Below are 16,249 nucleotides of genomic sequence, written 5' to 3'. Positions count from 1 at the left end.
GAAATTTATATGCTTGGTCGTCATATGCGCGTCAAACGCCCCACCCGCCCCACTGGAGAGACCATGCTGCCAGCCGTGAACCCCGTCATCCCCGGCATCGCCGCGATCGCCCCCGAACTCGTCGAGGTGCGCCGCCGCATCCACGCCCATCCCGAACTCGCATTCGAAGAAACGCTCACGAGCGATCTCGTCGCCGAGTTGCTCACCGGCTGGGGCTACGACGTGCATCGCGGCATCGGCAAGACGGGCGTGGTGGGCGTGCTGCGCGAAGGGCAAGGCGCGCGCACGGTCGGCCTGCGCGCCGACATGGACGCGTTGCCGCTCGCGGAAACCACCGGCCTGCCGTACGCAAGCCGCCACGCGAACAAGATGCATGCATGCGGCCATGACGGCCACACCGCGATGCTGCTGTGCGCGGCGCGCCACCTCGCGGCCACGCGCCGGTTCTCCGGCACGCTGAACCTGATCTTCCAGCCCGCCGAGGAAAACTTCGGTGGCGCGAAGGCGATGATGGACGACGGCCTGTTCGATCGTTTCCCGTGCGACGCGATCTTCGCGATCCACAACATGCCGGGCCGCGCGGCCGGCGACATGGCGTTCCGCACCGGCGCCGCGATGGCGTCGGCCGACCGCGTGACGATCACGCTGCGCGGCGTCGGCGGCCACGGCGCGATGCCGCATTTCGCGCGCGATCCGATGTCGGCCGCGGGCAGCATCATGGTCGCGCTGCAGACGATCGTCGCGCGCGAGGTCGATGCACAGCATGCGGCCGTGATCACCGTCGGCAGCGTGCAGGCCGGCGAGACGTTCAACATCATTCCCGAAACCGTCGTGATGAAACTGTCGGTGCGCGCGCTGAACGCCGACGTGCGCGCGCTGCTCGCGCGCCGTATCGAAGCGCTCGCGAAAGGCCAGGCGGAGAGCTTCGGCGTCACCGCGGAAGTCGACTACGACTACGGCTATCCGGTGCTCGTCAATCACGCGGAACCGACCGCGTTCGCGGCCGACATCGCGCGCCAGATGCTCGGCGCCGAACGCGTCGAAACCGGCGCCGCGCCGCTGATGGGCAGCGAGGATTTCGCGTTCATGCTCGAAGCACGCCCCGGCTGCTACGCGTTCATCGGCAACGGGATCGGCAGCAAGGGCGGCTGCATGGTGCACAACCCCGGCTACGACTTCAACGACGACATCCTCGCGATCGGCGCGAGCTACTGGGTCCGCGTCGCCGAAGCATGGCTCGCGGCCTGACGATCCTTCACCACGCAGTTTCGTGCCTACCCGGGGGAACCCCATGGAAACGTCCGCCCTTCCGTTCGCCGGCACGCCGGTCGACGCCCGCGCCGCCGCGAAGAAACGCCGGCTGATCGCGGCCGCCGCCGTCGGCAATGCGCTCGAGTTCTACGACTTCACGGTCTACAGCTTCTTCGCAATCCTGATCGGCAAGCTGTTCTTTCCCGTGCATTCGTCGTTCGGACAACTGATGCTCGCGGTCGCGAGCTTCGGCGTCGGCTTCGTCACGCGTCCGCTCGGCGGGCTCGTGATCGGCATGTATGCGGACCGCGCCGGCCGCAAGAAGGCGATGATCCTCACGCTGCTGCTGATGGCGCTCGGCACCGCGACGATCGCGGTCGCACCGACCTTCGCGCAGATCGGCATCGCCGCGCCGCTGCTGCTCGTGCTCGCGCGGCTGCTGCAAGGGTTCGCGTCGGGCGGCGAAGTCGGCGCCTCGACGACATTGCTACTCGAACAGGCACCGCAGCATCGTCGCGGTTTCTATGCGTCGTTCCAGTTCTCGAGCCAGGGGCTCGCCGCGCTCGCGGGCGCGCTCACCGGCGTCGCGCTGACGTCGACGCTGAGCGCCGCGCAGCTCGAAAGCTGGGGCTGGCGTGTGCCGTTCATCATCGGCACGCTGTTCGTGCCGCTCGGTTACTGGCTGCGACGCACCGTCGAGGAAGTCCCGGCGGCGACACCCTCGCCCGCCGCCGAGCACGACGAACCCGTTGCGTCGCTGCCGCTCGCCGACGTGCTGCGCCATCACGGCAAAGCCGTGTTCGCGGGGCTCGGCGTAACGATCGGCGGCACGTCGATCCACTACATCATCGTGTTCTACATGGCGATCTACGGCGTGCAGGTGCTGCACCTGCCGACGTGGCTGTCGATGACGGCCGGCTGCGTCGCTGGCGCGATCCTGATGCTCGTGACGCCGATCGGCGGCCACCTGTCCGACGTGTATGGGCGCAACCGGATCGTCTGGTGGACGCGCATCGTGTTGATGGCCGCGATCTACCCGGCGTTCATCGCGCTGAACCGCTGGCCGGGCGCCGCGTCGCTGCTGTCGATCATCGCCGCGCTGTCGATCGTGCATGCGATCAACATCGGTGCGACGGGGGCCATGCTCGGCGAGTTGTTTCCGCGTGCGGTGCGTGCGACGGGCGGTGCGCTCGTGTATAGCGTCGGCGTCGCGATCTTCGGCGGCTTCGCGCAATTCTTCGTCACGTGGCTGATCGCGGCGACCGGGAATCCGAATGCGCCGGCGTGGTATGCGATCGGGTGTGGCGTGTTCACGCTGCTCGCGATTCGTTGCATGGACGAGAAGGCCGGGAAGGCGCTGGATTGAGCGGTGGGAGATGCGTGGGTGCGTGACGTACGTCATTGACGCCGCGCCCGCGCATCGGGCATGATCATTCAATGCACAACGCCACGATCACCCTTTCGACGACCACGCGCACGACCGCCTTCGGCGGGCCCGTGCGGCGAGTGCGCGCAAGATCGTAGCGTCACCGATTCCCACAGGCCCCGCCGGTTCCGGACGGGGTCTTTCCGTTTCTCCGTCTGCATCGGCCACTCAGGAGAAACGCAATGTCCGAAGTCCCTTTCCCGAAACGCGCACTGCTCGTCATCGACATGCAGGTCGGGTTGTTTCATGGTCCAGATCGTCCGTATGACGGTGAACGCGTGCTGGCCAACGTCAACCAGCTGATTCGTCGCGCGCATGAAGCCGGCGCGCCCGTGTTCGCCGTGCGTCACACCGGCCCGGCCGGCTCGCCGATTTCGCCCGACGCGCCGCTGGCCGCGTTGCTGCCGGAGCTTGCGATCGATACCGCACGCGACATCGTGTTCGACAAGACTCGCCCAAGTTGCTTCGCGGGCACGCGGCTCGCCGAGTGGTTGCATGCGGCCGGTATCGGCGAGATCGTGATCGCGGGGATGAAGACGCAGTACTGCGTCGACACGGCGTGCCGCGCGGCCGGCGATCTCGGCTTTCGCGCGGTGCTCGTTGCCGATGCGCATACCTGCATGGATACACCTGCGTTGCCGGCCGAGCGGATCGTCGCGCATCACAATGCGACGCTGGCGGGCCCGTTTGCGGTGCTGACGAAGACCGAGGCATGCGTGTTCTGATGCACGGCGCCGATCGGATCGCGATGGATCAGCGCGGGCCGGCTATAGCGTCAGCAGAGCCCTGCCATACGTATTGCTTCAATGCTCGACGATGTGTCGCGGACTGAAACGACCTTCGTCGAAAGCACTGCGTCCGCGGACAGAAAATCGCTGAGCCGCTTGTCGAAGCGGAACGAAAACTTGGTCAATTCGATGGTGTTCCGGAAGGTCTCCCTAGGTAACTTTCCGGTCACCGTCGCCCCGATGAAGCGCTTGATCAGGCGTATCACGCGCACACGGAACGGGACTTCGACCTTCAAGATCAGTGAACACTCGGCAAGCAGCGGATACATTCGCTTGTCGTACGCGCCTTCGACGACCCAGCCGGCTTCGGCGATGATCGTCGCGATAGCGTCAGCCATCGCCTGATCCGAGTTCTTCACATACTCTTCACCGCTCTTGTCCCAATAGACGTTGTCGAATTCATACGCGTCAGTATCGAACCTCCGAGCCAACTCCCGAGCGATAGTCGTTTTCCCCGCACCCGACGGGCCTACGATGCAAACCTTCATGTTTCAGTCTCTGTTCAACCGCGCATGTTGATGCTCGCGCATGAAGTGTTTCAGCATGGGTAAGAAGAAATCGTGCCCACCGATCAGCGTGAATTCCTCTCCAAAAAGGAGAAACCACTGGAAGCGGAATTCAATAGGCTCACCACCGGGACTTGAGTCGACCTCGAAATGCGTCCAGTGCGCCTTCATTGCAATGGCGTCACTCACCATGACATGCACGACATGTCGATGCTGAATCTCACTTCTTCCGAATTTCTTCATCGAATAGAAGTAATCGCCGAGGACACGCACGACTTGAGCGTCGCTGATACCGCTCTCCTCGCGAAGCTCGCGTAGCGCGGCGGCTATTGGCACTTCGCCGTGGTTCATCGTGCCGGCAACCACTTGCCTCCCGGCTTCCGGGAACTTCGGTTGGGTAAACGTGAGTAGTCGGTCTCGCCACGTAACATAGACCAGTACCTTGTTCTTGATTTGCACGATAGTGTTTTCAGCCAAAACCACTTCCATCCTCCGGGACAGCCAAGCCGTCGCAGAATTTTCAGCCCATAAACGTCATAAAATGTGAATCCCTCCAGCGCACGTTATCGGTAGCACGACGCGTAAGGCCAGCTATAAGACTCGCGGCGAAAAGATGAACAACCGATGCGCGGGAGCCATATAGCGGCCCGCAGGCAGGCCCGGCGCACCTCAATCTGCGCGCCGGCGCTGATGTGCACGTCACAATGATCCGGCAAAGCCGCAAACGCAACAAGGCACGGGCTGCCCTCGCCCGTGCCTTGCGTGCACTGCGCCTACACTCGGAACGTATGCATCATCCCCACGCCCGTCGGAGACTCTCCCGTCATCGGGCTCGTACTCGACGTCGCGCCACGCGGCCTCGGGAGCAGCGAGAAATTCGAATTGCAGCCGTTGCGCACGTACGCAATAGTCCCGTACAGAAACGTGCGCTCCGACAGGTTGCGCGTCGTGCCGAGCACTTACATCATCGCGTGCCCCGACGAATCGTACGACGCATCGCCGCCGTCGCCCACCTTCGCGTAGTACCCCGTCTGACCGCTCATCACCTGGAACGCGGTTTTTCCAGATTAAAGACCGTCGGCATCCCGCTGCCGACATCAACCCGCTGATCTTGTCCCGCGTCGGCGGCTGCCGTCACGGCTTTATCTCGACGAGCCGCCCCTCGAAGTTCACATTGCGAAACATATTCACGTCGAGATTCAAGGAACCACGGCTGATGCCAAAACCCGTCAATATCAGTTACTGAATATCAATCGCATGCGAACGCAGGCGGTTTGTCCCGCCGTCGTGCAGTTTCCGTAATCTCGTCAGACTCATATTTTGGCCTCGGACTATCGGACTGCAGAAACTCGGAGGATGAAGATTCGACTACGATGACCGTTGGACAATACGACGCACGTCGTGACCTGCAGAGGCCTGACGACGTTGGATATGCACGACAAGCTGCGCGGCTACTATGAACAGGAACTGACGAAACTGGAGGATCAGTTCGCAACCTTCTCCAACGAGTATCCACGAATTGCCGCCCGCCTGAGCTTTACAGGCGGACAGACGGAAGACCCACACATCCAGCGGATGATGCAGGCGTTCGCGTTGATTGCAGCCGAAATCCGGGCCAACCTGGACGACGGCGCACCGAAGTTCACCGAAGCGCTGCTTCATGTCTTGCACCCGCACTACTTGCGACCGTTCCCTGCATGTTCGATCGCTCGCTCCGATCCGATCAAGGAATTACCGGGCAAGCCGGTCGTCTTGCCGCGTGGCATGGAGCTCACGTCGCGCGGCGGGGAAGTTCGCTTTCGAACCGCTTATGACGTAACGCTTGCGCCGATCCGCATCGCAAACGCTCGATTCTCGCGCAGCACCGTCGCACCGGCACAAGTCGCATTGCCGCCGAACACAACCAGCTTCATTTCCATCACGATTGAGCCGACGGTCGCCGCCTCACCGCTCGGCGCGGTTTCGCCCAACACGCTGCGCGTCCATTTCGCTGGAGAACGCCAGACCGTCGTCGCGCTGCTGGATACGGTCCTGCTGCGCGTCCGTGGCGCATTTGTCGAAGCGGACGACAGCGGACGGTGGATGCCAATTGCGGGGATACCGGTCACTCCGGTCGGGTTCGGCCCGGACGATATGCTGCTGCCGCCGTCGCACAATTCGCCGCTGGTTCAACCGCTGCTGGAATACGTCGGATTTCCGGACAAGTTCGATTTTGTCGACATTCATTTACGCCGATGTCTCAAACCTCTCCAAATGAACCGCGCGCGGCGCGTAACACTGCATCTGGCGATCGAAGGCATGCACGCCGATTCACGCATCGCGCAAGCGCTCACCCCGCTATCGGCGGACAACATCGGATTGTTCTGTACGCCAATCGTGAACCTGTTCAAGCATATGGGTGTCAAGTCGTCGCGTGGCGAAATCGCCGCGGATTATCCCGTCGTGCCGAAACCGAGCCGACCAGACATACGCGGCATCTATTCGGTTGATGCGGTTCGCGATGTGTCAGACGGGACCGCTATTCCACCACTGAATGCGTGGGGTGTCGGCGCCGGCGAACGATTCTGGATCACGCGCCACGATCGCTACGCGGCAATCCATCACCCCGGACGTGAAACGTCGCTCGTACTGCTACGCGCGGACGGGACGGCGGTGGCGCAAACGCCGCTGCAATTGAGTGCCGATCTTACCTGCACGAATCGCGACTGGCCTTCGCGAATGCGGATCGGCTCCCTCAAGGGCGATCTGAAAAACGAAAACGATCAAATGCCTTGCAGGATTACGCTGCTGAAACAGCCGACACCGACGTATAGCGCGTCCCGTGAGTCGGAAGCGCAGTGGCGCGTGCTCGCACTGACGACAGCCAACCTGGCGCAGTTGACACGCGAGGGATGGCCGGACTTCGTGAAACTCATGCGCCAGCTTGCACCGAGCGACCGACGCGCCGAACACGTCGGGGCGATTTCGTTCGTCAAGCGAAACGTCGTCGAGAGACTACTGGCGATCAAGCCGCATTCGGCCCTAGTGAGAGGCTTCGAAATTGTGATGGCGGCAGATGAGAGCGCGTTCATTGAAAACAGCATGGGTACGCTGATTCTGCTGCTCGACCTGTACCTGTCGCGCTACGCGCCCGCCAACAGCTTCACCCAGCTCGTCGTCCTGTCGAAGAACGACGGCTCCGTGATCGTGCGCTGTCCGATGCGGACTAGCATCGTGCCGCTGCTATAGCGCTACGCGAGACTCGAAATCAGGTGGCAGCCGCACGTCGCTCGGTGGCCGTGTCGCGCAATCGGAATGCCGTTGTCCTTCATCGATTCATCGCCTTCCTCGATGAGGTTCGGTGACACGTTGGGATGCTGCGGACACGACACGCGATCGCCTTTACGAGCGACGTAACGGCCATCGAATTTCATGGTCGATGATCCAGTTTCAACCTTACCGCCGTGGTCGGTGCCGTCACCAACTCGAATTAGATTCATCACATTTTAAAGTGTTGAAAAATAAATTACCTCATCCTATCTAGGACCCGAGGGGGGATTTTTGCGGAAATCCCTTTTTCATTCATTTGCCGCCTATACTCACGATACTCCGGAGCCGCCAACTCTTTGGCGTCAATATCCCAATATGCATCAGCCAAATTCAATCTAGCCACGGTTCGGCTTGGGAATTTTTTCACCAAAAACTGCAATACCTCCACCGCATCACCACTTCTCTTATATTTCCCCAAATAAAATGCCAAATTATTGATATCCTCAACATTGCCAGCATCGATATATGACCCAAGCTCAGCCACACGAAAATCCGGCATTTCGGCGATATACCTCTCTAGCGACGACTGTTGCTGGGCAGCCTTCTTAAAATCATCCAATTCACTGCGAATTTCGCTCCGCACTTGATCCTTCGATTTGTACGTCAGCGAGTCGTTTTTTCCTATAGTCGCACATCCATTTACCCGCAAAACATCCTCTACTGGCACCACCACTCCAGACGTAATATCAGATTTTTCACCATTGACTTGCCGGATCAAGCACCAATTTTTTTCGCTGGCACTCCACTTGTAGATGTAGCGATATATCTGCCCTCCTTGACTGGAGCAACTTCCATCAACAGCCAATAGGTTTGTATGCGGAATTATATATATACCCATCATGCTGCATTCATCAAAACTCTCAACCCTATACGAAAGCGATCGCCCCAAAGAAGGCGAGTAGTATTGAACATTCAACCCATTATGCGCAGCTTCGGATGTGAAAATTCCGGGTTTTCCGATTCCTTCAAAGTCGCCAACTATTTTATTCTCACCAGATAGCGCCAAAGAAGAGTGGGCACACATATTCAACGCACAGACAAATAGTATACTAAATACATTTTTTTGCTTCATGACCCAACCTTTAATTAGGACGCCATCAGTGCTAAAAGTCTCGCTTCAGCATGTGGGCGCACAACGGCAATGTGATACCAATTCTGATCCTTTGGCTTGCCGTGCTTATCCACCGGCTTACCTGCCGCATCATCAAGATCAAGGTATCGCCTAAATCCCTTAATGGCCTCGTCCTTATCCTTTGACGTACCCGAGACTGCCGAACCGGGATCGTGCCAATGACCCCAACCAAATGACGCACGCTTCTCGTTATAGGCACGACTCTCCTCAAATTTATATATACCTGCCCGATTCAGCTTCGTGCAAGCCTCTAGCCCAAGAGCCTTGATAGCCAGATTGAGATAGCTCAATCGATGATCATACCCATTAAATCCACCATTAATAATTCGAGAAGCCCAAATTAAATCATCTTCCTCGCTAGGTTTAAGCAAATTCACATGAATAGCAAAAAACCAAGCTGCCGATAAAACCGAATGCGGCGCCTTCTCAACCTTCTCAATCGCCGGCATCCCGGATGTTACGTCTTCGCCAGAATAATCTTGATAGGCTTGGTAATTCTCCTTGTGCGTGAGTTGAATCAACCCTCGACCTCGCCACGGGTCATACTCAAGCGGAGCATTATTCTTTGACAGCTCCCGGGTATATTTAAACTCGCCACTTTCCGTAAGTATTTGAGATATGAAATAAGCGCGCCGCATGCATGTATTGATCTTGTAATCGACAAATGCCTGATTTATAGAATCAAGGTACTCGTTAATTTTTGCGTCACCACAGGTTGTCGCAATTTTCCGCATGCTTGATAGCTCAAGTCGAGAACCAGCACAATCGCATCCTCCGCTTACCAGAAAATTCCCGATCAATCCAATCGGATGAAAGTGCCAAGGCGAAAGGTCTGTGGGGAAACCGTCAATCCCCTTGATTTCCTCCCACCACTGAAGCTTCGCGAGTCGGTCAAGTTCCGTCTTCCACATCTCCTTCTGCGTCTTCATGAGCGGGGAGAGATCTTCCCACTTGCCGAGGCCACCGCCCCATTCGGTTTCATTGCGCACTATAAGGTGCGAGACCGCTTCGGCCATCCAGCGCGTATCCAGTGCGTGCTTCAGTTCCTGCGCCGACACCTTCCCGTCGTGATTCGTATCGATCGCCTTTTCGATCTTCGTGATGAGTTCGCCAGCGTTAACCTTCGCCGCTTCCCCCATAAACTCCGTGCCGTCCTCGTCCGCCAGATATTGCTCGGTCGTATGGATGTGGCGTTTGAACATGTCGGCAGGGCCAACACTACCGTTATCGACCAATTCGAAACCCGGCCATTCCCAAGGACTACGAAACTGTACGTTAAGGTGGCCAGTGTCGCACACCCAGCCTTTCAGTTCGGAGCCATCCTTCGAACCAATCGTGATGTTCCACCAATGATGGCCCTTGTCGTCGATTGCAACGTTACCCTCGCCAAGCTTGTCGAGTTCAGCACGACGAAGCACGTCCCGGAAATCCGCCCCCGGCCCGCTTGCCTTGGAAACGTCTAGCGGAAAGTTCTGCCAGCCTGACACATTCGCGGTACTGATCGTGTTCGCAAGACTGCTCTCTACCCATATCGGGTTCCCGACGTTTGCTAAATTCTGCGTGGCCTTCTGCTTGCCCTTCGCGGGCACATTTGTCACGCTCTTGGGCTGCACCTTGACCCAGCGCGAACCCTTTGCATCGGCCAGCGGTACAAGCTTCAGTCCCGCCTGCGTCAGTTTCTGATCGGGCGCGGGAATTTCGGTGACCAGCTTGGCCCCCGGCTCTATTTCCAGAAGCGGCTTGTTTTTATCGTTCAGTTCTTTGGCACGCGCGCGGCTTCGGTCCATGAAATCTTTGAAATCCGCGCCCGCGAATACTTCGAGATGCAACATTGGGTAGTTCGGCTTCGGCGGTATCGGACTCGCCTTCATGGGCCATTGATACTGGCCGACATGCGCGACGACTTCGCCTGCCTTGATGCGCTGCGGCACCTTCAGGATCACAACCGTGTCGAGCGGCTTCGGATCGACAACGGCATCCAGTTCCCCTTTGAACACGTAGCCCCAAGGCGCTTGGGGGGATACCGGCTTACCCACTTCGGCAGGCAATATCGTGCCCGATTTGATGGCCTTGATCTTGATCCAATCCGTGTGTGCGGGATCGCCGTCACCGGCAATCACTTCGGCCCCAGTCGGCAGTATCCCGAGAATCTTGCACTTCCCGTTTGGCAATTCCCGAATGCGCAATCCCGTCTGGGGAGCCGGTAGGGCCACATCTTGATCGCTATCGGTCGGTATCGGTTCGTTCGGGCTGGTGTTGTTGATCGGCAGATTGTCTGCCCCATCGGTACGCGTAGCGGGAGACTGCACAGGCGCCTTCGGCACCGATTGTTGGTCCTTCGCCTTATCGCCGACTCGATAATAGCGATCGCCTTCCCAGTACGACATCGGCGTGGGAAGCTCTGGATCGGGCTTCGGGTTCGCCTTGGCCTGCTCAATCGCCTTCTGATAGGTCGCCCAATCCATCGTATGCATGTACAGGCTGAAAAACACGAGTGGTTTGTCGTTCGCCGGTTTGGTGTTGGACGGGGCATTATCGGCTGGAGCGGGTGCAGGAGGCGCAGCACTAGTCGATGCCGGCGCGGGAGCCGAAGCCGGAGCCGGTTTCGCAGGGTCCTTCGGTGCCGGTTTCGGCGGTAATTTCAGCTCATGTCGAACCAATACGAAGCCGGTCGAGTAGTGCGCCAGACCCAGGTTGTTCGGGTACGTCGTTTCCTCGTATTGCGTGTTCAGCCGATACGCGACAATTTTGCCGTCCGCGATGGCACGCACGCCGCTGTCCTGCTTCAACATTTCGGCGCTGCCGTCGGCGAAGTGCACGCCCCCGTGCCACATGCCGCTGACGCCTAGCGGATAAAAACCGTTCTCGCACTTCGCCAGCGCCTTGAAATACGTCATCGGGTCGGCCGCGTCGGCCTTACCTACCGGCGTGAATGGATACGCCCAGCTCAGCGGCGTATCCGCAGGTTCCGTTGGTTTCGGGGCCGATTGCGGCGCGGCTGCTGGAGGATGCTTCTTCTTATGGGTCGTTTTGCTCACGATTCCCGACTCGGATTCGGTTTTCAGAATTTCTTATGTCGACATTATGCCGATGGTGCGATTCAACCGGAGAACAGCGTAAAACGCCCGCCGTCGACCGATACCGGCGACGAATGCAGCGGGTTTTTCAGCGTACCGCTTGCAGCTCCTGCTTTCTCCCAATTCGCGCACTTTTCTACAATCTGCCCCGACGTTGCGTTCTCGATCATGTTCGCCGTCAGCTTGATATACGAGCCGTTCGCGCCGATCCAGATTTCATCGGCCGACAGATACATCTTCTTGCCCGCCGTAATCTTCACATCTTGCGAAGCGGCCAAACTCATCGAATCATTCTGTGCCTGAAGGTCTATCGGGCCGCTCGCCGCATAGATCTTGACGCCAAGTTTTTCCGCAAACAGGCTGATTTGCTCCAACACACTGGCGAGTAACGCCCGTCCGGCTGCGAGGTTGATGTCCTCTCCGGCAACCACGTTGGTTTGCTTGTTTGCCGTGATATGCGCCGACCCTTGCGTCGATGCGGCAATGCCTTCCGGACTCGACAGCAGCATGATCGGCTTCGCGAAGCCGTTCGCGTTGCCCGTGCCGCCGCCTGCCGTGCGGCCGCCCTTGGTCGTGCCAGCCACCGGGTGCTGCGTTGCGTCCGTGAAAGTTTTCAGTGCATCGTGGCCGTCTTGCTGACTCTGCGCGCGATTCGTCTGGCTCGCCTTCGACGTCGTCGCCAGCATTGCTTCGGCGCGGGTAAGCTGTTCGGACGCTGCCGTCACACTCAGCGGTTGGGTCGCGGCGGGTTGCGTCGACACGTAGAGCCCTTGCTCGGCCCGCACCGCACCATAGCTCAATGACTTGAGGTCAAAACCCTGCCCGATGAACGCGCCGCGCGTGTTGCCCGAGTGCTGGATCAGATAGCCCAGGTGCAAATGCGAGCTATAGCTCGTCGAGTACAAATGCACGCGGTTCTGCCCACTGGCATCGTCCATCATCAGTTGGTTATAACCTTCACCGCCGTACTCGCGCGACAGCAAGCCCGAAGTCAGCCCGTGCGTGTGCCATTCGGGCATGCTTTCGCCGCCGTGCATTCTGGACAGGATCACGGGACGATCGCAATTGCCGTTGATGAAGCCAATCAAGACTTCGTCGTTCTTGCGCAGCGGGAACATGCCGCCGCGCTTGTGGCCCGCATCGGGCATCGCCGCACGTATCCACGCCGACACGTTCTGGTCGCCGTCATTGAGTCGATTGGACGTCAGCCGCACCTTCGCACGCAGCATCGCATCCGTATAAATCTCTTCGTCCTCGGGACCGCCGACGATGCCCGTCTGAAGCTGCATGATCGGCTTCTTGTGTTCGAACGGACTACGAAACGCGACGCGGCGCCGTTGCGCCTCGATTTCGACGTGGAAGAATCCCACGCCGCCGTCGTCATGGCGTACGGACGAACCCGCACCGCTCGCGCGCGCTTGCTCGACTTCAGCGCGCAGGCTCCTGCGAAAACGCATCAGGTTCTCGAGTCCCGGCACGTTGTTCTGGATGAGCCAGTTCACCGAGAGAATCGCCATTTCACGATCCTGATCCGGCTGCGCATCATGCACCGCGTGCCCGGTCAGCACCCCATAGCGGCCAGGCCATGCGCAACGCAATGCGCCCACACCGTAGAAGCGTTGCGCGCGTGAGCGCCACTCTTCGGTGACAACGTTTGCCTGAGCCTCGCCCATGTCGCGATCGGACCACGTATGCGACCCGGTGTATTCGTACTGCTCACCCAACCCCGGTACATCGTCAAGATCGAACGCAGACATCGTGACGTGCTTCGAAAGATCCGGACGCTTGTAGTCGAACGTGCCTGTGTCGAGTTCGGCCGACTGGATTTCCTGCGAATCGATCCACTCGCTCAGGCCATCGAATTCTTCGTTCTGCGCCGAGCGGCTAAACAAAATGGTCTTGTGCTTCAACTCGGGAACCGACAAAAGGTCGTCCATGATGACGACCTTGTGCGACTTGCCGTCCTGCGCGATATCGAAACGCGGAAAAAGGCCGAGTTCTTCAAATGTACGATGAACGTAGTTCCAGTCGGATTCCCATTGCATCCGCTGAGAATACGAACGCAACGCTTGGCGCAGTTGCCAAGTAAAGTTACTGGCAGCCTGCGGATACTTTCCCAGCACATCGGACACGGTTTGCTGCGCGGACGTCTCGATCCAGTCGCGCCGGTCACTGCCGAGGCGCAGCAGCGCGAGGAACGAATTGAAGCGGAGCTGGTAGTAGGTATTGGCTCCGTCCCCGCCCAGGCGACTGAATGCAGTCACATAGCCGTGAATCGGCATTTCGCTGCCGTCCATTTGCCGAATCCACAGCGTCACGGATTGCCGGATCAGCGCCTTCGCCTGAATCGTTTCGAGTCGCGTCGACGTTGCGTCGATGGTGAATTCGAAGTCTCGCCCGAGGCATGCGCGCCCCCGGACATAGAGCGGGACCAACCAGTCTTCGCCAAGCGGCGTATCGAGGCGGACAATGCGTCCGTGTTGCACGTATTGCGTGCGCAGTGCCTTGTTCAGGAGATCGGAAACCATCAAGCTACCCCGTACCGTGTAGTAACAAAAACGGCCGCCGGGCGGTGCCGGGCGGCCGATTGGTATCTCATCGATACGGGAGCTTACGTGATGCTTTCGAGTACAACGATGTCGCGGGGCAGTATAGGCACGCGGCCCGTCGGGGGATGCATTCGACGTCTGCAGCGAAAGTGCCCGCCGTAGCTGGCATCAGTCAGACGGCGATAAATCGGGCAACCGACGTTTGCCTTGAAGTTTCCGGTCCACAAACGTTAGAAAGTGTGACGCAATCGCGCGTGTACTGCACCCGCAACGCGATACGTATGTAAGCCACGCCCGAGCCGGCGAACCGATGGCAGAGCGACATGTCGCGGCCACATAACCGATACGATGCCTCTGATTCCGCCGACCGACATCAGCACGCTTGCCAGAACGCTTCGCAAGCGCTGTAAACGCAAAAGGCACGGGTTCATCACCCGTGCCTTTTGCGTATCTGGCGTTGCCTACACTCAGAACGTATGCATCATCCCCACATACGCGCCCGTCTGCGACTCGCCCGTCATCGGGCTCGTCCCAGACGTCGCATCCCGCGGCGACGCGATCAGCGAGAAGTTCGAATTCCCGCCGTTGCGGGCATACGCGACCGTGCCATACAGGAACGTCCGTTTCGACAGGTTGTACGTCGTGCCGAGCACGTACATGATCGCGTGCCCCGACGGATCGTGCGACGCGTCTCCACCGCCATCACCCACCTTCACGTAATACCCGCCGCCTGTCACAGCCCACTGCGGCGTCGCCGAGTAGGTCGCACCAAGCCAGTAGTGATCCGCACGGTCGGCGACACCAGCCGGGCTATCCGGCGCCTGGTAGTGCGTATACGCGCCCTGGATCTTGAACTTCGACACCTTCACGTTCGCGCCGACGAAGTACTCGCGCGACGCCGTGAAGATGTTGCTGAACTTGCCGTTGTTGTCGCGCAGTTCGTCGTAGATGCCGCGCACGTCGAGCACCGGCGAGTGGTACGAGATCATGATCCCGTCCGAGCGGCCGAAATCGTCGGCCGCGCCGTAGTTGAAGCCGCGCGACTGGTTGCCGAACGCGTATTGCGCCTGCACGTCGAAGCCGCCGATCACCGGGCTGTGATATTCGATGTTGTTGCTGCTCTGCTGCCAGTTGCGGCCGCGCACAAGCGACGCCGACGAAAACGCCTGCTGCACGAACGGATCGAATTCCCACACGCCGTCGCTGTCGATGAACAGGTTGCGGCCGGCCTGCAGTTGACCCCACGTGTTGCTCTTCAACCCGACGTACGCGCGCCGCGACCACATGCGCCCGCCGCCCGTCTGGCCGTTCATCACCTGGAACGCGGTTTCCAGGTTGAAGACGGTCGACATCCCGCCGCCGAGATCCTCGACACCTTTCAGCCCGAACATGCTGGTGCCCCAGTCGCCGCTTTCCGCGCTCCAGCGCGTCCCGCTGCCGCCGTTCGGCTTCGCGATGTGGTTCAGGTATTCGATGCCGCCGTCGATCCGGCCGTACAGCGTGACGCTCGTCTGCGCAAACGCAGCCGCCGGCGTGGCGGCCGCAATCAGCCATGCGAAGTATTTGAGTCGCAAAATGATGCCCCCTCGAAGTCTCGACCGTCCGTCGCGCGCCCCATGCACGCGCCTCGGGTCGCTTATCCGCGATCGATCGAAAAACGTCCGGGGCCGGCCGCGCAGAGCGCAAGCAAGCCGCCCGAGATCGCGATGTTCTTGTAGAAATGAATCATGTTGTTGATCTGCTCGCCGCCCGTCATCGTCCAGTAGTGGTGGCCGATGATGCCGGTGCCGATCGTATACAGCGCAAGCAGCAGCGCGAGCGGCCGCGTCTGGAAGCCGACGAGGATCGCGATCCCGACGAACAGCTCCATCACGACGGAGATCGCCGCCGAGATGATCGGAGCCGGCGCGCCCTCGCTGCCCATGAACGCGATCGTACCGGAGAAGTCGATAATCTTCTTCCAGCCGAACATCACGAACAGGATCACGAGCAGGATTCGGGACAGCAGCAGCAGCACATCGCGCTGGGACGCGAGAAACGGTTGATTCGGTGTCATGGTGTGATCAACGAAAACGATGCGCGCGCAACCGCACGCACCGGATTGCCTGTGAACCGGAGCGAGCGGCCAATCGCGCCGCCCGCCCCGCTCTGCAACAACCGGCATCGGGGCCCGCCCGATGTGCTGTGCTCCTCCTCTTTTACGTTGTCGCC

12 protein-coding genes and 1 pseudogene are annotated in these 16,249 nt (G+C 59.6%); 4 read left to right on the top strand and 9 right to left on the bottom strand.

The window, feature by feature from the left end:
- The first annotated feature begins 63 nt into the window (after nt 1-63).
- From J8I33_RS00570 to J8I33_RS00560, 3 genes are all read left to right on the top strand, one after another.
- Nucleotides 64-1,248, top strand: a complete 1,185-nt coding sequence (locus J8I33_RS00570; protein ID WP_209932575.1) for a M20 aminoacylase family protein — start codon at nt 64-66, stop codon at nt 1,246-1,248.
- A gap of 43 nt (nt 1,249-1,291) precedes the next feature.
- Entirely contained in the window at nt 1,292-2,617 is a 1,326-nt protein-coding gene (locus J8I33_RS00565; RefSeq protein WP_209924941.1) for an MFS transporter, read from the top strand.
- A 242-nt stretch (nt 2,618-2,859) separates the two neighbouring features.
- On the top strand, nt 2,860-3,402 hold the full coding sequence (locus J8I33_RS00560; RefSeq protein ID WP_209924940.1) for a cysteine hydrolase family protein: 543 nt from the start codon (nt 2,860-2,862) through the stop codon (nt 3,400-3,402).
- Between the two features lie 50 nt (nt 3,403-3,452).
- Here J8I33_RS00560 and J8I33_RS00555 read toward each other — a convergent pair whose 3' ends face one another.
- The 3 genes and pseudogenes from J8I33_RS00555 to J8I33_RS00545 all read right to left on the bottom strand — a co-directional run.
- Complete coding sequence (locus J8I33_RS00555; RefSeq protein WP_209924939.1) at nt 3,453-3,953, bottom strand: AAA family ATPase; 501 nt, start codon at nt 3,951-3,953, stop codon at nt 3,453-3,455.
- Nucleotides 3,954-3,956: 3 nt separating this feature from the next.
- The gene (locus tag J8I33_RS00550; protein WP_209932574.1) at nt 3,957-4,454 is read right to left on the bottom strand and encodes an NUDIX domain-containing protein; all 498 of its coding nucleotides are present in this window, start codon (nt 4,452-4,454) and stop codon (nt 3,957-3,959) included.
- A 290-nt stretch (nt 4,455-4,744) separates the two neighbouring features.
- Nucleotides 4,745-4,999 (bottom strand): annotated as a pseudogene (locus tag J8I33_RS00545) (porin); the annotation flags it as partial.
- A 403-nt stretch (nt 5,000-5,402) separates the two neighbouring features.
- Here J8I33_RS00545 and tssF point away from each other — a divergent pair.
- Entirely contained in the window at nt 5,403-7,199 is a 1,797-nt protein-coding gene (tssF, locus tag J8I33_RS00540) for a type VI secretion system baseplate subunit TssF (protein WP_209932572.1), read from the top strand.
- 2 nt (nt 7,200-7,201) lie between these two features.
- On the opposite strand, the gene J8I33_RS00535 is transcribed toward tssF, so the two are convergent.
- The 6 genes from J8I33_RS00535 to J8I33_RS00510 form a co-directional block, all read right to left on the bottom strand.
- Nucleotides 7,202-7,453 (bottom strand): PAAR domain-containing protein, encoded by a 252-nt coding sequence (locus J8I33_RS00535; RefSeq protein ID WP_050012786.1) that lies wholly within the window; start codon nt 7,451-7,453, stop codon nt 7,202-7,204.
- A 23-nt stretch (nt 7,454-7,476) separates the two neighbouring features.
- Nucleotides 7,477-8,352 carry a hypothetical protein gene (locus J8I33_RS00530; protein WP_209932570.1) on the bottom strand — a complete coding sequence of 292 codons (876 nt, stop codon included), beginning with the start codon at nt 8,350-8,352 and terminating at the stop codon, nt 7,477-7,479.
- Nucleotides 8,353-8,366: 14 nt separating this feature from the next.
- Entirely contained in the window at nt 8,367-11,450 is a 3,084-nt protein-coding gene (locus J8I33_RS00525) for a lytic transglycosylase domain-containing protein (protein ID WP_245171236.1), read from the bottom strand.
- Nucleotides 11,451-11,512: 62 nt separating this feature from the next.
- Nucleotides 11,513-14,017 (bottom strand): type VI secretion system Vgr family protein, encoded by a 2,505-nt coding sequence (locus J8I33_RS00520; protein WP_209932568.1) that lies wholly within the window; start codon nt 14,015-14,017, stop codon nt 11,513-11,515.
- Between the two features lie 488 nt (nt 14,018-14,505).
- The gene (locus J8I33_RS00515; protein ID WP_089489432.1) at nt 14,506-15,612 is read right to left on the bottom strand and encodes a porin; all 1,107 of its coding nucleotides are present in this window, start codon (nt 15,610-15,612) and stop codon (nt 14,506-14,508) included.
- Between the two features lie 62 nt (nt 15,613-15,674).
- Nucleotides 15,675-16,202, bottom strand: a complete 528-nt coding sequence (locus J8I33_RS00510; RefSeq protein ID WP_306427012.1) for a DoxX family protein — start codon at nt 16,200-16,202, stop codon at nt 15,675-15,677.
- Nucleotides 16,203-16,249: the final 47 nt, after the last annotated feature.

It is taken from the genome of Burkholderia sp. AcTa6-5, assembly GCF_017815075.1.
In the GTDB taxonomy this organism is placed as follows: Bacteria; Pseudomonadota; Gammaproteobacteria; order Burkholderiales; family Burkholderiaceae; genus Burkholderia; species Burkholderia sola.
Note: the sequence above shows the minus strand (reverse complement) of the source record. Positions and strands in the feature narration are given on the sequence as shown.